21 protein-coding genes are annotated in these 19,293 nt (G+C 52.1%); 16 read left to right on the plus strand and 5 right to left on the minus strand.

Annotated features, from left to right (window positions below):
• Positions 1-428, minus strand: a 428-nt coding sequence (locus ACYVJG_RS12475; protein WP_460431344.1) for a hypothetical protein, incomplete at its 3' end; no start/stop codon positions are given.
• Positions 429-749: 321 nt separating this feature from the next.
• On the opposite strand from ACYVJG_RS12475, the gene ACYVJG_RS12480 reads away from it, so the two are divergent.
• The 5 genes from ACYVJG_RS12480 (at position 750) to rplI (ending at position 5,221) form a co-directional block, all read left to right on the plus strand.
• Positions 750-3,698: an ATP-binding protein gene (locus ACYVJG_RS12480; protein WP_460431345.1), complete on the plus strand. Its 2,949-nt coding sequence runs from the start codon at positions 750-752 to the stop codon at positions 3,696-3,698.
• Between the two features lie 116 nt (positions 3,699-3,814).
• Positions 3,815-4,201, plus strand: coding sequence for a 30S ribosomal protein S6 (gene rpsF, locus ACYVJG_RS12485; RefSeq protein WP_460431346.1), 387 nt, complete (start codon positions 3,815-3,817; stop codon positions 4,199-4,201).
• Positions 4,198-4,506: a primosomal replication protein N gene (priB, locus tag ACYVJG_RS12490; protein ID WP_460431347.1), complete on the plus strand. Its 309-nt coding sequence runs from the start codon at positions 4,198-4,200 to the stop codon at positions 4,504-4,506. The genes rpsF and priB overlap by 4 nt, the downstream gene beginning before the upstream one ends.
• Before the next feature lie 19 nt (positions 4,507-4,525).
• On the plus strand, positions 4,526-4,753 hold the full coding sequence (gene rpsR, locus ACYVJG_RS12495) for a 30S ribosomal protein S18 (RefSeq protein ID WP_022653068.1): 228 nt from the start codon (positions 4,526-4,528) through the stop codon (positions 4,751-4,753).
• An 18-nt stretch (positions 4,754-4,771) separates the two neighbouring features.
• Positions 4,772-5,221 carry a 50S ribosomal protein L9 gene (gene rplI, locus ACYVJG_RS12500; RefSeq protein WP_022653069.1) on the plus strand — a complete coding sequence of 150 codons (450 nt, stop codon included), beginning with the start codon at positions 4,772-4,774 and terminating at the stop codon, positions 5,219-5,221.
• Between the two features lie 49 nt (positions 5,222-5,270).
• On the opposite strand, the gene ACYVJG_RS12505 is transcribed toward rplI, so the two are convergent.
• Both ACYVJG_RS12505 and ACYVJG_RS12510 read right to left on the minus strand, forming a co-directional pair.
• Positions 5,271-6,035 (minus strand): competence/damage-inducible protein A, encoded by a 765-nt coding sequence (locus tag ACYVJG_RS12505; RefSeq protein ID WP_460431348.1) that lies wholly within the window; start codon positions 6,033-6,035, stop codon positions 5,271-5,273.
• Positions 6,036-6,057: 22 nt separating this feature from the next.
• The gene (locus ACYVJG_RS12510; RefSeq protein ID WP_460431349.1) at positions 6,058-7,227 is read right to left on the minus strand and encodes a hypothetical protein; all 1,170 of its coding nucleotides are present in this window, start codon (positions 7,225-7,227) and stop codon (positions 6,058-6,060) included.
• Between the two features lie 149 nt (positions 7,228-7,376).
• Between ACYVJG_RS12510 and ACYVJG_RS12515 the strand changes: the two genes are divergently transcribed.
• From ACYVJG_RS12515 to ppnP, 9 genes are all read left to right on the plus strand, one after another.
• A complete protein-coding gene (locus ACYVJG_RS12515; RefSeq protein WP_022653072.1) occupies positions 7,377-7,904 on the plus strand; it encodes an RNA pyrophosphohydrolase in 528 nt (175 codons plus the stop codon).
• A gap of 107 nt (positions 7,905-8,011) precedes the next feature.
• Positions 8,012-9,982 (plus strand): DNA topoisomerase IV subunit B, encoded by a 1,971-nt coding sequence (parE, locus tag ACYVJG_RS12520; protein ID WP_022653073.1) that lies wholly within the window; start codon positions 8,012-8,014, stop codon positions 9,980-9,982.
• Entirely contained in the window at positions 9,960-10,607 is a 648-nt protein-coding gene (locus ACYVJG_RS12525; RefSeq protein ID WP_460431350.1) for a hypothetical protein, read from the plus strand. The genes parE and ACYVJG_RS12525 overlap by 23 nt, the downstream gene beginning before the upstream one ends.
• Before the next feature lie 15 nt (positions 10,608-10,622).
• Positions 10,623-11,399 (plus strand): tRNA pseudouridine(38-40) synthase TruA, encoded by a 777-nt coding sequence (truA, locus tag ACYVJG_RS12530; protein WP_460431351.1) that lies wholly within the window; start codon positions 10,623-10,625, stop codon positions 11,397-11,399.
• Between the two features lie 2 nt (positions 11,400-11,401).
• Entirely contained in the window at positions 11,402-12,040 is a 639-nt protein-coding gene (locus ACYVJG_RS12535; RefSeq protein WP_460431352.1) for a phosphoribosylanthranilate isomerase, read from the plus strand.
• On the plus strand, positions 12,027-13,226 hold the full coding sequence (trpB, locus tag ACYVJG_RS12540) for a tryptophan synthase subunit beta (protein WP_022653077.1): 1,200 nt from the start codon (positions 12,027-12,029) through the stop codon (positions 13,224-13,226). Before ACYVJG_RS12535 ends, trpB begins: the two co-directional genes overlap by 14 nt.
• Positions 13,226-14,017 (plus strand): tryptophan synthase subunit alpha, encoded by a 792-nt coding sequence (gene trpA, locus ACYVJG_RS12545; RefSeq protein ID WP_022653078.1) that lies wholly within the window; start codon positions 13,226-13,228, stop codon positions 14,015-14,017. The genes trpB and trpA overlap by 1 nt, the downstream gene beginning before the upstream one ends.
• A gap of 70 nt (positions 14,018-14,087) precedes the next feature.
• A complete protein-coding gene (accD, locus tag ACYVJG_RS12550; RefSeq protein ID WP_460431353.1) occupies positions 14,088-14,954 on the plus strand; it encodes an acetyl-CoA carboxylase, carboxyltransferase subunit beta in 867 nt (288 codons plus the stop codon).
• A 30-nt stretch (positions 14,955-14,984) separates the two neighbouring features.
• The gene (gene ppnP / locus ACYVJG_RS12555) at positions 14,985-15,299 is read left to right on the plus strand and encodes a pyrimidine/purine nucleoside phosphorylase (protein ID WP_022653080.1); all 315 of its coding nucleotides are present in this window, start codon (positions 14,985-14,987) and stop codon (positions 15,297-15,299) included.
• A gap of 12 nt (positions 15,300-15,311) precedes the next feature.
• Here the strand turns inward: ppnP and ACYVJG_RS12560 are convergent, their stop codons facing one another.
• Positions 15,312-15,914 carry an ANTAR domain-containing response regulator gene (locus tag ACYVJG_RS12560; protein WP_460431354.1) on the minus strand — a complete coding sequence of 201 codons (603 nt, stop codon included), beginning with the start codon at positions 15,912-15,914 and terminating at the stop codon, positions 15,312-15,314.
• A 59-nt stretch (positions 15,915-15,973) separates the two neighbouring features.
• Positions 15,974-16,723: a uroporphyrinogen-III C-methyltransferase gene (cobA, locus tag ACYVJG_RS12565; RefSeq protein WP_460431355.1), complete on the minus strand. Its 750-nt coding sequence runs from the start codon at positions 16,721-16,723 to the stop codon at positions 15,974-15,976.
• A gap of 639 nt (positions 16,724-17,362) precedes the next feature.
• On the opposite strand from cobA, the gene ACYVJG_RS12570 reads away from it, so the two are divergent.
• The gene (locus ACYVJG_RS12570) at positions 17,363-17,971 is read left to right on the plus strand and encodes a DUF4347 domain-containing protein (protein ID WP_460431356.1); all 609 of its coding nucleotides are present in this window, start codon (positions 17,363-17,365) and stop codon (positions 17,969-17,971) included.
• The coding region (locus tag ACYVJG_RS12575) for a calcium-binding protein (protein ID WP_460431357.1) at positions 17,919-19,293 on the plus strand (1,375 nt) is incomplete at its 3' end. The genes ACYVJG_RS12570 and ACYVJG_RS12575, both read left to right, overlap by 53 nt.

A 19,293-nucleotide genomic window follows, 5' to 3' on the forward strand; every position in this document is an offset into this window, starting at 1 on the left:
CCGGAGTCGAGAATGCGACGCTGGTGTTCGCCGAGACGCAACGGCACGGTGATACGCCCATCGAGGGTATAGAGCGAGACGGTCTTGCCCTTGAGGGTGTAGGTGCGTTTGTCGAAGTGGACACTGGTGCGGTTGAAGCGGATGTCGGGGATGGGGGCATCCTTCCTGATGCGCCCGAGTTCTTTTTGTGCCTTATACGCCTTGCAGACCGAGAAGATGGCGTTGCAGCACATCTGGCTACCCAGCGGCGTCGCTTCGCGCAGCATCGTATAGGTGTGCTGGTGCAGACCGACGCGGTTGTAGAGACGGTGCTCGCGCACGATGGGAACAAGACGGTTGCACGCATCCGCGTAGGCCGTTCGCAGCGCGGCAAGCGATCTAGCCTGCGCCGCGCTCAATGCCAGCCGAATCGACGCCGTGTGCATCATCGCTCATCGCCTCTTGGTGACATGCTCGGAACGCTCAATGTAGCGGCGGATGGTTTCGGCGCTGATGCCACCGCGCCAATCATTACGTCGCACCGATACTTCGGGCGCCAGATCACATGGTAGGCCGTTTGATAGAAGTAATTACGTTTTGTGACAACATCGACCATACGTCACAGTTTATACCACATGGTGCGCTTCGTGCACCCGCAATTCCTCCCGCGATTGAAATCGCGGGTTTCCTTGCGGAGACTCTATGAAATGTGTTCACAATATTTTGCTGTTGGCAAAGTGCATCACCATCCCTGAACAAAGGAGTGCGCCATGACGCGTCCTTCGGTCCGCCGTTCTCCGCTGTGGTTAACCGGCATTTTTCTCTTGTTGTTGCTGGTGGGGCTTAGCCATCAGCTATGGCAGGCCCGACAAAATACCATTCAGGCGGCCGAGCAAATGACTCGCACCCTAACCGAATTGCTGGCACAACGGGTATCGGGCGACTTTGATCGTTTGGATGCTTTGCTGCGTTTTGCTGGAGGTGAGTTTGTACCACAACGGCTTAAGGCGTTATCACCCGAGGAACGATTGCTCGAAGGTGAACGGCTGGCCCGATTGATTGCGGATTTTTCTGGGGTGGCTGGGGCGTATGTCTTTGATGCCGAGGGACGTTTGTTATTGGCCTCCGATCCCGATACGCCGCCGTTTAGTATTGAAGATCGGCCCTATTTTCAACAGTTACGCGACGACCAACAATTTATCAGTGTTTTCTCCGACCCGATTCAAGCGCGCTCCACGGGTAAACCTGCCATTGTGCAAGCGCGGGCGATTCGGGATTTATCGGGGCGTTTTCTCGGTGTTGTGATGGGTTTTTATCATATAAAAACCTTAAATAAACTGATTTCACATTTTGATGTTGGTGCGCAAGGGGTCACTTTATTACGGCGTAGCGACAACTTTACCTTGATTGCGCGTTACCCTCGCTATAGTGAAAAAGACTTTGGCCAGCCTGTCCCCTCCCACAATCCGATTCGTCAACGGATTGAAGCTGGCGAACGGTGGGGCGGGCTACAATATGTGGCAACCACCGATGGCCTACCCCGTATTGGCAGTTTTCAAGTATTAGATCGCTCACCTTTCTTTGTCCAAGTCGCCTTTGCTGAGGAAGATTTTTTAGCCGCTTGGCAACAAAATGCGCTATTAACGTTAGGTTTATATGTTTTGCTTGCTGTGGGTATTTTGGCGGTGCAATGGCGGTTTGAACGGGCACGAACACGCGAACAGATTGCGACAGCAAGATGGCGAGTCGAACAAGAACGGGTGACCGAAAGCGAAGACCTGCTACGGCGAGTGATCGATGCGATGCCCCATGCGGTGATTGTCAAAGATGCCGCTGGTCGGTTTGTTATCACCAATCGCACCGTGGCCCGTCTTTATCACACCACACCCGAGGCGATGGTCGGTAAAGATGACGGCGACTTTAACCCCAACACAGAGCAAGTGGCGTTTTTCCGCCGTAATGTGCAAGAGATTATTGCCGGTGGGGTGCCGCAGGTTGTCCGCGAAGATGTCAGTGATGCGATTACCGGTGTCGTGCACCGTTTCCAATCGGTGAAAGTCCCTTTTGCTGGCCGCGATGGCAAGCCGAACGTGTTAATTGTGGCGACTGATATCACTGAGTTGGTCGATACCCAAGCCCGTTTACATGCCAGTGAGGAACGTTTGGCATATGCGATGGCGGCAACCGGCGAAGGGGTGTGGGATTGGTCGATTCCAGATGATAGAGCTGATCACAATGAACGCTGGGGACAGATTCTCGGTTTAGAGGATGTGCCACCTTCTCATCCTGTGTCGTTCTTTGTTGACCGCATCCATCCCGAGGATCGGCAACGGGTCATGGCAGCGGTGAAAGAGGCGCTGGAAACCGATTGTGATTATTTTTCTGAACACCGTGTGCAATGGCCAGATGGCCGTGTGTTGTGGGTGCAAGATCGCGGTCGGGTGGTGGTACGCGATGCAGAGGGGCGGCCGTTGCGGATGGTGGGGTCGATTCGTGATATTACGCAAAATAAACGCAATGAGCTGGCGCTGATTGAGGCAAAACAAGCGGCGGAAGCGGCCAATGTCGCGAAGAGCCGTTTTCTTGCCACCATGAGCCATGAAATCCGCACGCCCATGAATGGCATTCTTGGCATGGCACAGATGTTATTGATGGAAGGCATCAGCGATGCCGACCGACAAGATTACGCCCGCACCATTCTGAACTCCGGTGAAACACTGCTTGCCTTGCTCAATGACATTCTCGACTATTCCAAAGTTGAAGCCGGCAAATTGTCGCTAGAAATGACGGTCTTTGCCCCGAAACAGCTATTACATGAAACCCAAGCCTTGTTTGTGGAAAGTGCACGGGCGAAAGGCTTGCACCTTGTGACCACATGGCAAGGCGCAGCGGCGGCGTGTTACCGCAGCGACCCACACCGGTTACGACAGATGCTGAATAATCTGATTAACAATGCCATTAAATTTACCCTTGAGGGTGAAGTCTCTCTCCGTGGGCAAGAGGTGGTGGCTGATGATGGTACGCTGTGTCTCGAATTTACTGTGACAGATACTGGCATTGGCATTCCACTCGATAAACAAAATGTATTGTTCAAACCCTTTAGCCAAGTGGACGATTCCACCACCCGCCAATTTGGTGGCACTGGGCTAGGCCTGTCGATTGTGAAAAGCCTAGCGCGGGCGATGGGGGGCAATGTCGGTGTCGAGAGTACCCCAGGACAAGGCAGCCGTTTTTGGTTCCGCATTGCAGTGGAACGAGCCGCAGTGACTGAACTACAGCAACCATTCACACAAGCGAATATACCGGTGATGCGTTCGCACACTGGGCAGCGCCGTCGGGTGTTGGTGGTCGAAGACAACACCATCAACCAACGGGTGTTGCTGGCGTTGTTGGCTAAGCTCGGGGTTGAAACGGCACTGGCAGAAAATGGCCGTCAGGCTGTTGACATCATCACCCGTGGTGAAATGTTTGATGCCGTATTGATGGATTTGCAGATGCCAGACATGGACGGGCTAGAGGCCACACGCCATATTCGTGCTTGGGAACATGCCAATCACTGCGTCCCTTTGCCGATTATTGCCCTCACTGCAGATGCGTTTGCCGAAGACCGCCAGCGTTGTTTAGATGCGGGGATGAATGACCATTTGTCCAAGCCAATTCATCTGCATCATTTGCAAAAGACTTTGGCTCATTATTTTATCGAACTCGTAAACGCTTAGGTGGCTGGTGTTTTTTCTTGTTTGATGTTGGCTTTTCGCGTATAGTCCGCGCCTTTACGCAACCCTTGCCTTCCCGCAAACGCATGGCGGAAGGCTGTTATCCAAAAGGAGATCTCATGCGTCATTACGAAATCGTTTTCATCGTCCATCCGGACCAAAGCGAACAAGTACCTGCAATGGTTGAGCGTTACAAAGGCATGGTATTGGGTCGCGAAGGTGGCAAAATTCACCGTTTGGAAGACTGGGGCCGTCGTCAACTGGCTTACCCAATCCAGAAGCTGCACAAAGCTCACTATGTTCTGATGAACATCGAGTGCGACAAAGAAACATTGGAAGAAATCGAACACGCTTTCAAATTCAACGATGCCGTTCTGCGTCATCTGACCATCAAAATGGACGAGGCCGTGACTGAGCCTTCCCCAATGATGAAAGAAGAAAAAGCGAAAAACCTGCTCGACGCTAGCGCACCTGCTGCCGCTGCCGAAGAAGCACCACAGGCTTGATCTCTGACAATCAGGTTCGGATTTACGGCCAATTAGTGGACATGCCTGCGTTGCGTTACACCCCCGCAGGGATTCCCTTAGTCGAATGTGTTTTGCTGCATGAATCAGTGCAATCTGAAGCGGGCTTTTCGCGACAAGTCAACTGCCAAATCGACATGATTGCTGCAGGGGAAATCGCAGAAAAACTAGTCCGTTGCTCGGTGCCAGTCGCTTGTACTGTCCACGGCTTCCTAGCAGCAAAAAATCGCCGTAATCCGCGTCTGGTGCTGCATGTACAGCACATCGAACTCGATACAACGAATTGAATTTTAGAAGGTGAAAACAATGGCTCGCCAATTGTTCAAGCGTCGCAAATTTTGCCGCTTTACCGCTGAAGGTATCAAACAGGTCGATTACAAAGCAGTTGACCTGCTGAAAGATTTTATCGCTGAAAACGGCAAGATTATTCCTGCCCGTATCACCGGCACCAAAGCTCGCTATCAGCGTCAGCTGTCTACCGCTATCAAGCGCGCTCGTTTCTTGGCTCTGATGCCTTACACCGATCAGCACTAAGATTAGGAGCGAAGAATTATGCAAATCATTCTGCTGGAAAAAGTGGCCAACTTGGGTCAACTGGGCGATGTGGTTAAAGTTAAAGATGGTTACGCTCGTAACTTCTTGATCCCACAAGGTAAAGCAAAACGCGCTACCACCGCTAACTTAGAAGCTTTCGAAGCACGTCGTGCTGAATTGGAAGCCAAACAAGCTGCTATTTTGGCTGACGCACAAGCACGTGCTGAGAAGCTGAATGGCGCAGTGGTGACCATCGCTCAGAAAGCCGGTGTTGATGGCCGTCTGTTCGGTGCTGTGACCAACGCTGACATCGCTGAAGCTATTGCGGCTTCTGGCGTGGAAGTGAAGAAATCTGACGTGCGTTTGCCAAACGGCCCATTCAAGGCTATCGGTGAATACAACGTTGAAATCGCGCTGCATCACGACGTGATCGTCGAAATCAGCGTGACCGTGGTAGCTGAAGCTTAATTCAGTCTAGCCATCAAAAAAGCGCCACAGCTTGCTGTGGCGTTTTTTTTTAGCGTTGTCGGATGGCTTCGACCTGTCGCTGTTGGGCTTTGAAAGTATTGGCCAGTTCATTGGCCGCCAGCGCTGCCAGTTGCGGTGTGCCGCTGATACCAAACTCGACGTGCGGTGGGGTGTCGGCATCGCCAAAACTCGGCAAGCTAGAAAACCCCAGCGTGGGATAACGCGCAACAAAATCTTGCATCACATCAATCATATCGCCTTCGCGACTGTGTAAAACACGGAATAAAAATTCCACTTCTTTTTCTGTCGGAAAATGTGCGGCATATTGCGTATCCAATACCCATTCAATCATCGGCCATGCCATGCTGGGAAATCCCGGGACAAAGTGATGTTGTCCTACGCTAAACCCCGGCATTTGATTGACAGGATTGGGAATAAGCGTGGCATGGGCGGGGATATTGACCATGTTAATCCGGTGTGGATAGGCTTCGGCACCAAACCGTCCCTCAACAATAATTTTGCCTTCGGGGTGAATCGCTAACGGTTGTTGATGGGCTGCCGCCGCACATTGCCGTGTATGGTCGTCTGGGGTGGAGCCAATTCCGCCAAAGCTGAATAACACGGTATCGGCCTGACGATGGCGCGTGATGGCAGCCGTAATCGCCTCGGGGTTATCGCCAATATAGTCTGCCCATGCCAACTTAAGACCGCGTGCCGCTAGAATCCGAATCAAGGCCGTGAGGTGTTTATCTTGTCTTTTTCCCGACAAAATTTCATCGCCAATAATCATGGCGCCAAACTGTAACTGTGGCATGTCAATTCCTTACTGTGCGCGATTAGTGCTTGATGCGTTCAAAGACTTTTTGCACGGCTTGTGGCCGGCTTAAACCGTGTTGCATTTCTTTTTCAATCATACTTTCTACTTTTGCTTCATCGCCCTTGAAATGACGCACAATCTGTTTATATGGGTCACCGCCAGCATTATTGCCATGACCGTGAGGCGGGGTAGGTGGGGGACGTCGGCCTAATTCACCGGGTTCAAAATGACCGCCGGCAATCGGTGCTCGGGCGTTTTTTCGACCACTCCACCATGTCCAACCTCCCAACAAGCCGATAATAAATACTAGACCACCGACTAAAGCCAATAGCTCTTTCCAGCGGCTGGCACTGGCATTGCTACGGACTTCGGGACGGCTGCTGCTATTGCTGCTGGCGACGGCATCGGCTGGTGGCGGCGGCGTGGTGGCTTGATTGCCTACGGTGCTGACTTCGCCGGTGGCAACAGCGGCTTTTTCCGCCAATTCGGTGGCGGCTTCTTGACTGGCTGGGCCACCCTCGGCAGCCAGCGGCGCTCGCCATTGCACTTGTAAGGCTTTAAAGGCACTGTTTTCACTGCTGAGGTCGCGAGTGGCTTGTAATGCAGCAAAGGTAAATTGTGTCCGTGCGGTGCGGCCTAATACCGTCCCTGCTTTAAAGGCATGGCCTGCTTCGGGTGGTTCGTCCATATTCAGTGGTTGATAGCGGCCGAGGGTGCGATCATCATGTTCTAAGGTGATAATCCACTCACCAAATGGCGTGGCTTTGACTTCAACCACACGGCCATCACGTGCAACCCGCGCTGGAATGTCTTTTAACGTTGCAAACTCATACCCTGCCGCGCTATTCCACACCGGATCGCGGTCGAGTGGGCGCAGATAGCGCGCTTCGGGATGATGTTGGGCAGTAAAATCACCGATGGCCTCGTGCCATTTCAACATCGAGGCCGATAGCGCCGCATTTTTAATCAACACCAGCTCGGTTTTGCCCTGTGGTGGTACCACTTCAACAATCGGCTGTGCTGGGCCGCCCGTGACGGGTTCGAGTTGTACCCGAGCAAAACCGGCACCGCTGTTATGAGCGATGATGTGTGCCCCTTGTGGGCTGGTGGTGAGTTCAAGCGTGATCTCAGCCCAGCTGTAAGTGCTACACAGTGCCAAGGCAAACGCGATTAAAGGTTTCTTTGTCATAAGCAATCAACTGATAATTCTTTGAGAATAAAAGCAATATGTCATCATGACGATAGCGCAATAAGTCCTCCATTGTGCCACGGCTTTTGCACCATGTGCCGAAGTATGAAACAATCGGCCGCAAATATTTTCGCTTGCAAGGTTCACACATGCTGGATAGGGACGGCTACCGCCCCAACGTCGGTATCATCTTATGTAACGCCAAAAATCAGGTTTTTTGGGGCAAACGCGTGCGCGAACATTCTTGGCAATTTCCTCAAGGAGGCATTAAGCCAGGAGAAAGCCCCGAGGCGGCGATGTATCGCGAATTGATGGAAGAAGTGGGTTTAAGTCCACACCATGTCAAGATTTTGGGCCGGACACGAGATTGGTTACGCTACGATGTGCCGACACATTGGGTGCGCCGTGAGTGGCGCGGCAGTTATCGCGGTCAAAAACAAATTTGGTTTTTATTGCGTCTGGTCGGACGCGATTCGGATGTCTGTTTGCGCGCAACACACCACCCCGAATTTGATGCGTGGCGTTGGAACCAATATTGGGCGCCTCTCGATTCGGTGATTGAGTTTAAGCGCGGGGTGTATGAAATGGCGTTGACCGAACTGTCACGGCTCTTAAAAGGTCTTGAACCGCGCTATGCTTCGTCAATCGTTGGCGATCTCCCTCATCCTGAACAATGAAAAAGACCTGCCGCTGTTGAGGATGTGAACAAGGCAAGTGAACCCCCTCGTGATAGGTCAGTCTGGATAGACTGGCCTTTTGCATTTTCTGGCAAGAAAGTAGGTTTATGGCAGCTGCACAATATGATGAATCTTCGGTACGGGTGTTAAAAGGACTAGAACCGGTCAAAGAACGCCCCGGCATGTATACCCGCACCACAGATCCAACCCATATCTGTCAAGAAGTGATTGATAACGCGGCGGATGAGGCGCTGGGTGGTTTTGCTAAACGAATGACCGTGATGTTGCACCTCGATGGCTCGTTATCTGTCGAGGACGATGGGCGCGGTATTCCCGTTGGTTTACATCCAGAAGAACAGATTCCGGTGGTGGAGTTGGTGTTTACCCGCCTGCACGCTGGCGGCAAATTTAATAAAAAAGATGGTGGCGCGTATGCCTTCTCTGGGGGCTTGCATGGTGTGGGGGTTTCGGTCACCAATGCCCTATCCACTCGCTTAGAAGTGGAGGTCAAGCGCGAAGGCGGTGTCTATCGCTTGGTGTTTGCCGGCGGAGAGGTAATTGAACCGCTGCAACGGATTGGCGACTGTTCGGCAAAAACCAGCGGTACCAAAGTGCGTGTGTGGCCAGATGCCCGTTATTTTGAATCGGGACGCTATGCCCTTACCGAGTTAGAACGACTGTTACGAGCCAAAGCGGTATTGCTGCCGGGGGTCGAAGTGACGCTGGCACAAGAAAAGGCTGATGGCAGCATCGACCGTACCACTTGGCGTTATCCCAAAGGGCTCAGTAGCTATTTGCAAGAGCTGTGTGGAGAAAACGAACCGATTGCGACCCCTTTTGTCGGCGAAAACTATGTCACGGCGGGTGACGAGCAATTTGCCCAAGGGGAAGGGGCGGCATGGGCGGTGGCATGGTTTGAAGAAGGTGCTGGTGGCGAAAGCTATGTCAATCTGATTCCCACCGCCTCCGGCGGCACCCATGAGTCGGGATTACGCAGTGGGATTTTCGATGCCCTGCGTAGTTTTATTGACCACCACAATCTATTGCCGCGTGGGGTGAAACTACAGGCGGAAGACGTGTGGGGACGGGTGCGTTTTGTTTTGTCCGCACGTCTGCTTGATCCACAGTTCCAAGGGCAAACCAAAGAGAAGCTCAACAACCGTGATGCAGTGAAATTAGTCGCCAATATGGTGCGCGATCCGTTTGAAGTGTGGCTGAATCAGGCGGTAGAAGAAGGGAAAAAAATCGCTGAATTGGCGATTCGACAAGCACAAGCGCGCTTGCGCGCAGTTAAAAAAGTCGAAAAGAAAAAAGGCTCGGGCATTGCGGTGTTACCGGGGAAATTGACCGACTGCGAAAGTGAAGACATCAGCCGCAATGAATTATTTTTGGTGGAAGGTGATTCGGCCGGAGGATCAGCCAAATTAGCACGTGACAAAGAATATCAGGCCATCTTGCCGCTGCGTGGTAAGGTGATTAACACATGGGAAATGGAGCGCGAAGAACTGTTCCGCAATCAAGAAGTGCATGATATTGCAGTGGCGATTGGCGTTGACCCACATGGCCCACACGATGCAGTGGATTTAAGCGGTCTGCGTTACGGCAAAATTGCTATTTTGTCCGATGCCGATGTCGATGGCTCTCATATTCAAGTGTTGTTATTGTCCTTGTTCTATCGCCATTTCCCGCGCCTGATTGCCCAAGGTCATATTTATGTGGCGCAACCACCGCTGTTCCGCGTTGATGTACCCGCGCAAGGGAAAACGCGCCCTGCCCGTAAACTGTATGCCCTTGATGAGGCCGAGCTAAAACATATTCTCGACCGTTTACGCGGCGAAAAAATTAAAGAAGACAGTTGGTCGATTAGCCGCTTTAAGGGTTTGGGCGAAATGAACCCTGAACAATTGCGTGATACCACCATGCACCCCGATACCCGTCGTTTACTGCCGGTGCAAGTGATGCCGGAGGCGGTGGCTCAAACCAATGAGATGTTTACCTTGTTGATGGCCAAAGGCGAAGCGGCCAGCCGCCGGTCATGGATGGAACAACGCGGCCATGAAGTCGAAGCCGACATCTAAACCAGCATGGCTACACCCCGCCAGCTATTTTCTGTTGTGGGCGGGTGTGTTGCTGTGGGTGCAAGCGTTAGCGTTGTCTTGGTTGTTGCTGATGAGCGCAGGCTGGTTGTTATTAGCGTGTTGGTGTAGTTGGCCGGCGATGCGGATTGGCCTGCGGCGTTTGCTGCCCTTGGTGGTCGTGGCGTATGTGGCATTTGGCTGGACAGTGCCGGGGGATGCTGCGTGGCCAAGTCAATACGCCCCGTCTTGGGAAGGTCTACTTGTCGCCAGTCGTCATAGCGGCCAGCTGCTGTTGATGAGTGCCGTGGCGCGCTGTGTGTTGTGGTATCTGTCGCGGGATGAAGTGTTATTAGGCTTGCGAACTCTATTATGGCCACTGCGTGGTTGTCGCATTGAGGTCGATCGTTTGGCTTTGCAAGTGGCGTTGACCTTATACCAAGTGGATGAATTTCTCAGCCGCCAACCCTTGCGCTGGCAAGAGGTACAAGAGGCTTTGCGAAATTGGCAGCAACCGCTGCCGCATCTCCCTGTAATCACGTTACAATCGCGGCGTTTTGCCCTGCGCGATGGACTGGTTTTTTTGGTGTTTGGGCTGGTGGTGCTTGGTGGGTATCAAATTGGATAGAGAAAGAAGGTGAGCATGGCGCGAATTGCGCTAGGCGTGGAGTATGCCGGTAGTCTGTATCATGGCTGGCAAAGCCAACCAGACGGCAATACGGTGCAAGATCATTTGCAAACAGCCTTAAGTCAGATTGCCGGCGAAGCGATTGCGGTGATTGCTGCGGGTCGTACCGATACGGGTGTCCATGCCACTGGGCAGGTGGTGCATTTTGATACCGAGGTGGTGCGGCCTTTGTCCGCATGGGTGCGTGGGGTGAATCGCTTTTTGCCACCGGATATTGCTGTGCAATGGGCACATCCTGTCGCCGACCATTTTCATGCTCGTTTCTCGGCTTTTGCTCGGCGTTATCGTTATGTGTTGCTCAATCGACCTACGCGACCCGCCTTAGGACAAGGGCAACTGGGGTGGTTTCATGCGCCGTTAGACCTCGCTGCAATGCAGCAGGCGGCAGTGTATTTGCAGGGTGAGCATGATTTCTCTTGCTTTCGGGCGGCAGAATGTCAGGCGAAATCGCCGATTAAACACCTCACTCGTGCGGCCTTGTGGCAGCAAGACAATAAAATTATCTTTGAATTTCAAGCCAATGCTTTTCTCCATCACATGGTACGCAATATGGTGGGGGCGTTGGTGTATGTCGGCAAAGGTGCGCATCCGCCGTCATGGATGCAGCAGCTGTTAGCCGCCAAAGACCGCCGCTTTGCTCCGCCAACTTTTATGCCTGATGGTTTGGTATTAACTGCGGTTGGCTATCCAGCAGAATTTGCCTTGCCAGCGCCCTGTTTCTCTGAGGAATGATGATGTCGCTTACCCCCCTTCGTCCACGTGTTAAAGTCTGTGGCATCACCCGTCCTGAAGATGGTCAAGCCTGTGCCGCACTGGGTGCCGACGCCATTGGCTTGGTGTTTTATCCGCCTAGCCCGCGTGCGGTGACGGTGGCACAGGCACAGGCAGTGGTGGCGGCATTGCCGCCGTTTGTGACGGTGGTGGCGCTGTTTGTCGATCCCACTGTCGAAGAGGTCAATCACGTCCTAGAGGCCGTGCCGATTGATGTTCTACAGTTTCATGGTGATGAATCCGCTGCCTTTTGTCGTCAATTCCATCACCCCTACCTCAAGGCAGTACGCGTTCAGGCGGGGCTGAATCTGCTACACTACGCCTCCTTATACCCCGATGCCCGTGCTTTATTAACCGATGCCTACCAACCTGGTGTGCCGGGGGGAACGGGACATCGCTTTGATTGGTCTTTACTTCCTGAATCGTTGCCGTTGCCGTTGATTCTGTCCGGTGGCCTCGATCCAGACAATATCGCCTTAGCAGTGGCGCAGGTGAAACCTGCTGCTGTGGATGTCTCCAGTGGTGTGGAAGCAGCCAAGGGCATTAAGGATGCTGCCAAAGTGGCGGCTTTTATCGCAGGAGCATGTTATGCACCCTTATGATTTGCCGGACGAACGTGGCCATTTTGGCCGTTACGGCGGCGTGTTTGTTGCCGAAACCTTGATGACGGCATTAGAAGAATTAAAAACCGAATACGCCAAAGCAAAAGCCGACCCCGCTTTTATGGCCGAATTTCACCATGAGCTGGCGCATTATGTCGGTCGTCCTAGCCCGATTTATCATGCCCAGCGCTGGTCTGCTGCCTTGGGTGGTGCACAAATCTACCTCAAGCGTGAAGACTTAAATCACACTGGTGCCCATAAAATTAACAATGCCATTGGTCAGGCACTGTTGGCGCGCCGGATGGGTAAAAAACGGGTGATTGCTGAGACTGGCGCCGGTCAACACGGCGTGGCAACGGCTACCGTGGCCGCCCGTTATGGAATGGAATGTATCGTGTATATGGGGGCAGAAGATGTGCAGCGCCAAGCGCCCAACGTCTTCCGCATGAAACTGCTTGGTGCCACAGTGGTACCGGTGGAATCGGGCTCGCGCACTTTAAAAGACGCGCTGAACGAAGCCATGCGCGATTGGGTGACCAATGTGGATTCGACATTCTATATCTTAGGGACGGCGGCTGGCCCGCATCCTTACCCGATGATCGTGCGTGATTTTGTGTCGGTGATTGGCGAAGAATGCTTGACCCAAATGCCTGCCATGTTGGGACGACAACCGGATGCCGTGGTCGCTTGTGTGGGTGGTGGCTCCAACGCTATCGGCATTTTCTATCCTTACATTCCTCATCCGGATGTTCGCCTGATTGGGGTGGAAGCCGGTGGTGATGGCGTTGAAACGGGCCGCCATGCTGCCCCATTAAATGCAGGCCGACCAGGTGTCTTACATGGTGCACGGATGTATCTGATGCAGGATGAAAATGGTCAGATTGCCGAGACCCATTCGGTATCGGCTGGCCTCGATTATCCGGGTGTTGGCCCTGAGCATAGCTATTTGAAAGACATTGGCCGCGCTGAATATGTGGCAGTGACCGATAGCGAAGCCTTGGCTGCCTTCGATGATTTATGTCGGTTCGAAGGGATTATCCCCGCCTTAGAGTCTAGCCACGCTTTGGCCTATGCCAAAAAACTGGCCCCAACCTTGCCGGCCGATCAGGTTATTCTGGTCAATCTGTCGGGACGTGGTGATAAAGACATCAATACTGTGGCACGGATGCGGGGGTTGGAACTGTAATGGACAATCGTATTGATCGTTGTTTTGCTGGATTACAAGGGCGGAAGGCCCTGATCCCCTTCATCACTGCTGGTGACCCTGATGCGACACAAACGGTGCCGCTGATGCAGGCTTTAGTGGCCGGAGGTGCCGACATCATTGAATTGGGGATTCCGTTTTCCGATCCGATGGCCGATGGCCCAACCATTCAACGGGCCAGCGAACGCGCCTTACAGCGTGGCATGACCTTGAATAAGGTATTGGCGTTGGTGGCTGAGTTTCGTCAACATAACCAACACACGCCTGTGGTATTGATGGGTTATCTCAACCCATTAGAGGCGATGGGCTATGCTGAATTTGCCGCAGCGGCACAGGCAGCGGGGGTAGACGGGGTGTTGACCGTGGATTGTCCACCGGAAGAAGCCGATGAGCTGGCGCCTGCATTACAGGCACAAGGCTTGGCACCGGTGTTTTTAGTGGCACCAACAACCCCACTGGCACGCGTACAGGCCTTGGCAAAACATGCACAAGGTTATGTCTATTATGTGTCGTTAAAAGGGGTCACCGGCGCCGCAACGCTCGATCCACAAGCGGTGGCTCAGCGTGTTAATGAATTGAAAACCTTAATTCCACTCCCGATTGGGGTGGGATTTGGCATCCGCGACGCCGCCAGTGCGCGCGCGATTGGTGAGGCAGCCGACGCTGTGGTCATCGGTAGCCGTTTGGTCGAAGAAATCGAACGCTCTGGGGCGCAGGCTGCACACAATCTCACCGAATTTTTATCTGGTATCCGTGCAGCATTGGATGCCTAATTCGTAAAAAAACTTACTTAACAAACGCTCCCGCCCGCCTTCTCGCGGGCGGTTGTGTTGTGGAGGCTCCATGAGCTGGTTAAACAAGCTATTGCCACCGAAAATCAAGAAAGACAGTAAAACCAACAAGTCCGGTGTGCCGGAAGGGTTGTGGAGTAAATGTTCTGCCTGTGAAGCGGTGTTGTATCACACCGATTTGGAAAACAATCAACATGTTTGCCCCAAGTGCAACCATCACAATCCATTATCGGCACGCGCACGTTTAGAAGTGTTATTGGATGAAGAAGGCCGGCGTGAAATCGGTGCTGAAGTGGTGCCAATGGATATTTTGAAGTTTAAAGACAGCAAAAAATATCCTGACCGCTTAGTCGCAGCGAAAGAAGACACCGGCGAAGAAGATGCTTTGGTGGTGATGCAAGGCAGTATTCTGACCCATCCGATTGTGATTGCTGCATTTGAATTTCGTTTTATCGGTGGTTCGATGGGCTCGGTGGTGGGAGAGCGTTTTGTGCGCGGTGTCCAAGCTGCCGTTGAAGCCAATGCACCTTTTGTCTGTGTGTCTGCCTCTGGTGGTGCGCGGATGCAAGAAGGGTTAAATTCATTGATGCAGATGGCAAAAACCAGTGCTGCTTTGCACCTGTTATCAGAAAAACAACTGCCATTTATTTCGATTCTGACCGACCCGACAATGGGTGGTGTATCGGCCTCGTTTGCTTTCTTAGGTGATGTGGTATTGGCTGAGCCGGGGGCGTTAATTGGTTTTGCTGGCCCACGAGTGATTGAACAAACCGTACGCGAAACATTGCCAGAAGGGTTCCAACGCGCCGAGTTTCTATTGCAAAAAGGGGCGATTGATATGATTGTCGACCGCCGGCAAATGAAACAGCGATTGGCCGATTTGGTGACATTGTTGATGAAACAACCTGCAATTGCTTAAAAAACAGCTTATTCACAAGGGAAATAAGAGATGAGTCAAGTCTTTGAAAATGTCAGTGTTAATAAACTGGCCAATGTCTATTTTGATGGTAAATGTGTTAGCCATAGCCTGACTTTGGCTGATGGCACAAAAAAATCGGTTGGGGTTATTCTGCCGGCAAACTTAACATTTAATACCGCCGCCGCCGAAGTGATGGAACTGTTGCAGGGGCAATGCCGTGTGACCTTGGCGGGTGAAAGCGAAGCCCGCAGCTATCAGGGTGGTGAGTCTTTCTCTGTGCCAGCCAATAGCAGCTTCCAAATCGAAGTGACAGAAACTTTACATTACGTCTGCCACTTCGCCTAATTCGCTTAGGTGTTAGGCATGTGGGTGTAAGTTCAAACGCTCACATGCTGCCACAATCTCGGTGGCTTGTTGTGGCAAACTTAGGTGATGTTGGTGTGCCTGTTGTTGCAACCATTCTGCCGCCTGTTGACGTGTTAAATGATGACGTTCCATCAAAATCCCGACCGCTACGGCAATTAAATGTTGTTTTGTTGCGCCGGCGGCTTGTCCTGCTACCGTTGCAGCAGCAGCGCTGGTGGCCAGCGGTAAACGCTGATAGGTGCCAGAGACGGCAGTGACCAAATCTTGTGCCTCTACCGGTTTTACCAGATAGGCCACGATATTTTTATGTTGGCAACTGAGTGGCTGTGAATCATGGTCCCCCAACACTAAACAAGGGGTATCCGGATAATGCGCCAAGAACTGCACCAGCTCAACACCATTTCCATCTGGTAAATCTAAGTCAACAATCGCGAGTGCATATGGGGCGCGATTTTGTTCAATGCGTTGACGTGCATCGGCTAACGTCGGGCTGCGACTGACTTCATAGCCAGCCAATTCCAAAGCCGTGGCTAAACCAGCAGCGAGAACACGTTCATCTTCAACTAATAACAAGCGTAGGTTGGCAGCAGTCAAGGCAAGTCTCCAAACAAGGTCGATAGCATCCCCTTATTTCGTGAGCCAAACAGATGCTGTTATGCCGCTGAAACAAGGTGTGGCAGAGTATCACGCCATGTTTTTTCTTTCACTACCTCACCCAACACAATAATTGCTGGGCTGCCGTAGCCACCGGCTTCAACATCAGCCGCTAGACGAGACAGTTCGCTGATTAAGATGCGTTGTTGTGGTGTGGAGGCGTGTTGAATGACCGCTGCTGGCATGGTTTCCGGCATACCCGCTTGTCGCCATTCTTGACATAACACATTGATATTTTGCATTCCCATATACACCACCAACGTAGTACCACCCGCAACCAATGCCGGCCAGTTCGGTTGTGAACCGTCGCGGCGATGGCCGGTGATAAAAGTGACGCCTTGGGTGTGATCGCGATGGGTGAGTGGAATATCCGCCTGTGTTGCTGCGACCAAACCTGCGGTTAAACCATTGACCACCTGACAGGCAATACCATGTTCGGCTAAAAATGCGACTTCTTCCCCACCACGTCCAAAAAGCATGGGATCGCCTCCTTTAAGCCGCACGACGGTTTTTCCTTGGCGGGCATAACGTAGCATGAGCCGTTGGATAAAGGCTTGTGGTGTCGAACGACATCCCCCGCGTTTGCCAACGGGAATGATTTTGCACTGTGCTGGCGCGAACTGCAGAATATCAGGGTTCACTAAGTCATCGACCAACACGACTTCTGCTTGTTGTAAGCAACGCATGGCCTTGATGGTCAACAACTCCACATCCCCCGGCCCAGCCCCAACTAAAAATACCTTCGCCACGTCACACGCCCTCACACAAATTTCTCTAAGGCATAAGAATGTCAGTTTTAAGCGCAATAGAGAAATATCAATTGGTTATTTGTTCATGTTGAGCGGCAGGCTGTGTACCCAAAAGTTGATCTTGTTGAGTATTTAATTTGCATTTATACAAAAATTCATCTTTGTCAAGAAAAGAATTTTTGTTTTTTTGCTATTTCGGCCTGCTCCGATTTTATGCCATTGACGTGCAAAATCGCCGTTTTCGCCGAGTTAGCTCTCACTTGGCCCAAAAACGCATTCCATCAGCATCAAAATCAAAAAGTGCTGTCATATTTTTTTGCAAAAAAACCACACTTTTTAAAATACAATAACGCTATTTTTGATAAATCATTCGATTGACTTGCTGAATACACCGCAATTCATTTCTTGACGAAAATCAAATGCAACACTTCGTAGTGAAGAAAAACCCCGATTATTTACCTATCAAGCACATCATGCTAACTCTCACTTCCCTCACAAGTGTGAGGAAACTGTGAGGAAATTTTTTGGTTGGATCTTCAGTAACAATGAGCGTTATGCAAAAAACCCCATTGGGCTACCTATGTCACTGGCTACCCCATTTGGGTTTGCTGCGCTTTTTGATGAATTTTGGAGATCACCATGTTTGCCACTCGCCCGACTTCGTTGGCCTTTATCGATAGCAACCTGCCTGATATCAACACCCTCGTTGCCGGTTTGCCTGCCCATGTCGAATATCATGTTTTGCATCCTCAGTTGCCTGCCTTGCAACAGATGGTTGCGTTGTGTGCCGATCGTGTTGGTTTGGCTGCTTTGCATCTGATTTGTCACGGTGCGCCAGGTGAGTTGCATTTGGGTAATGACATCATCGACCTCACCACCCTGAAAGCCTCTCGCCCTTTGCTTTATGCGTTGTCTGATGCAATGGCAGAGGAAGGGGAGATTTTGCTGTATGGCTGTGAAGTCGCCGCAGGTGTTGCCGGACGGCAGTTTGTTGATACTTTGCGATCAATCACCGGCCTGAACATCGCCGCCGCAACGCATAAAGTCGGTCATGCCGATTTGGGTGGCAGTTGGGATTTGGACGTTGCGCCTGCGATGATGCAGTCGGGGTTGCAGGTGAGTGAGTGGCGGGGGGTGCTGCCCATTGTTAAGGTCAAGGCGTTTAGTACCGCTCCGACCAGTTTTGTCAACATCAATGGCACACTTTACTTTGCTGCCGATGATGGCACAAAAGGTTGTGCCAATTGATGTGGCCAATCATATAAACACGGGCGATACAGCTGCAACAATCACCATCAGTGGTAAATATGCCGATGAAACACCGCCTCCTGCACCCACACCAACCCCAACACCAGAACCGACTCCCGTACCAACGCCTGTCCCTGTTCCCACACCGACACCGGCTGGCACGTTTGACGGGGTGACGGTGAATGAAACCGTGCAGACAGACGGCACACGGGTGGTCAGTATTCCTGTGGTGACGGATGAGCGTGAAGACGACCCAACGACACCGCAACAAACCCACGCCGATATTCCAGTGGTGAAGAATGCAGCAGGTGAATCGATCTTGACCGTCAGCGTACCCACTGGCGTGGGCATGACGGTTGAAGGCAAAGCCGAGCCGCAGAGCAAGACCGATGCGTTGGCAGAATTGTTACGCCGGATTGAACAGAAGAACACCGGCAACAACAACCAGCAGGAAATGAAAGACAACGGCAACAGCTTCCTCAATCTATTGCAAAATGATGAAAAGCTGATCGTGAAATCCATCACGCCAACTGTACCAGCCAACACCAACCAAGCCCCTGCAGCCCCGATTATCATCAACGGCAGTGATAAAGCTGGCGATGGCAAACAAGCGGTGGTGATTGATGTCAGCCAACTGCCAAAAGGTACCGTGATTCAAGTTCACAACATCGACTTTATCGCCATTGTCGGTGAAGTGCGTGCGGTAGGGGGTAAAGGGCAAAACGTCGCGGTTGGCGATAATCTCAATCAGTTTATCGTCCTTGGTGCCGATGATGACACCATCTCCGGCGGTGGGGGTGTAGATACGGTGGGTTCCTTGGGCGGGAATGACATCATTAACGGTGACACAGGAGACGACATTGTCTATGGTGGTGCCGGTAATGACAGCCTCACCGGTGGCGTAGGTAACGACCGTCTTAACGGTGGCTTTGGCAACGACACCGCCATCCAAAGCGGTGCCCGTAGTGACTACACCATCAGCGTAGACGGTCACACCGTTGTGCTGACCCACAAAACCAGCGGCGAAATTGACCGCCTGCTGGATGTTGAACTGGTTAAATTCGACAGCGGCGACAACCTCACCATCCGCTATGGCGAAGTGTTTACCGCTGAATATGACCCTAACGTGCTCAACATGACCGCCAATCGTCAATTTACCGGTGGTGATGGTAACGAGATGGGTTATCTGCCGCTCGGGTTAGCACTGAATGTCGATGGTGGCAAAGGCCATGACGTGCTCAAACTCACCACCACACGGGCAGACTATGCCATGGAACGCAATGGCAATGCGCTTGAAATCACCCGTTACACCGATGGTGCGA

The organism is Aquaspirillum soli, assembly GCF_054781915.1.

Excerpts from the sequence above, each read along its gene's own strand:
- accD (WP_460431353.1), top strand. The coding sequence starts at position 14,088 with ATGAGCTGGTTAAACAAGCTATTGCCACCGAAAATCAAGAAAGACAGT.
- trpA (WP_022653078.1), top strand. The coding sequence starts at position 13,226 with ATGGACAATCGTATTGATCGTTGTTTTGCTGGATTACAAGGGCGGAAG.
- rpsR (WP_022653068.1), top strand. The coding sequence starts at position 4,526 with ATGGCTCGCCAATTGTTCAAGCGTCGCAAATTTTGCCGCTTTACCGCT.
- ACYVJG_RS12515 (WP_022653072.1), top strand. The coding sequence starts at position 7,377 with ATGCTGGATAGGGACGGCTACCGCCCCAACGTCGGTATCATCTTATGT.
- parE (WP_022653073.1), top strand. The coding sequence starts at position 8,012 with ATGGCAGCTGCACAATATGATGAATCTTCGGTACGGGTGTTAAAAGGA.
- rpsF (WP_460431346.1), top strand. The coding sequence starts at position 3,815 with ATGCGTCATTACGAAATCGTTTTCATCGTCCATCCGGACCAAAGCGAA.
- trpB (WP_022653077.1), top strand. The coding sequence starts at position 12,027 with ATGCACCCTTATGATTTGCCGGACGAACGTGGCCATTTTGGCCGTTAC.
- ACYVJG_RS12510 (WP_460431349.1), bottom strand. The coding sequence starts at position 7,227 with ATGACAAAGAAACCTTTAATCGCGTTTGCCTTGGCACTGTGTAGCACT.
- rplI (WP_022653069.1), top strand. The coding sequence starts at position 4,772 with ATGCAAATCATTCTGCTGGAAAAAGTGGCCAACTTGGGTCAACTGGGC.
- ACYVJG_RS12570 (WP_460431356.1), top strand. The coding sequence starts at position 17,363 with ATGTTTGCCACTCGCCCGACTTCGTTGGCCTTTATCGATAGCAACCTG.
- ACYVJG_RS12535 (WP_460431352.1), top strand. The coding sequence starts at position 11,402 with ATGTCGCTTACCCCCCTTCGTCCACGTGTTAAAGTCTGTGGCATCACC.
- ACYVJG_RS12525 (WP_460431350.1), top strand. The coding sequence starts at position 9,960 with ATGAAGTCGAAGCCGACATCTAAACCAGCATGGCTACACCCCGCCAGC.
- ACYVJG_RS12480 (WP_460431345.1), top strand. The coding sequence starts at position 750 with ATGACGCGTCCTTCGGTCCGCCGTTCTCCGCTGTGGTTAACCGGCATT.
- ACYVJG_RS12505 (WP_460431348.1), bottom strand. The coding sequence starts at position 6,035 with ATGCCACAGTTACAGTTTGGCGCCATGATTATTGGCGATGAAATTTTG.
- truA (WP_460431351.1), top strand. The coding sequence starts at position 10,623 with ATGGCGCGAATTGCGCTAGGCGTGGAGTATGCCGGTAGTCTGTATCAT.
- ppnP (WP_022653080.1), top strand. The coding sequence starts at position 14,985 with ATGAGTCAAGTCTTTGAAAATGTCAGTGTTAATAAACTGGCCAATGTC.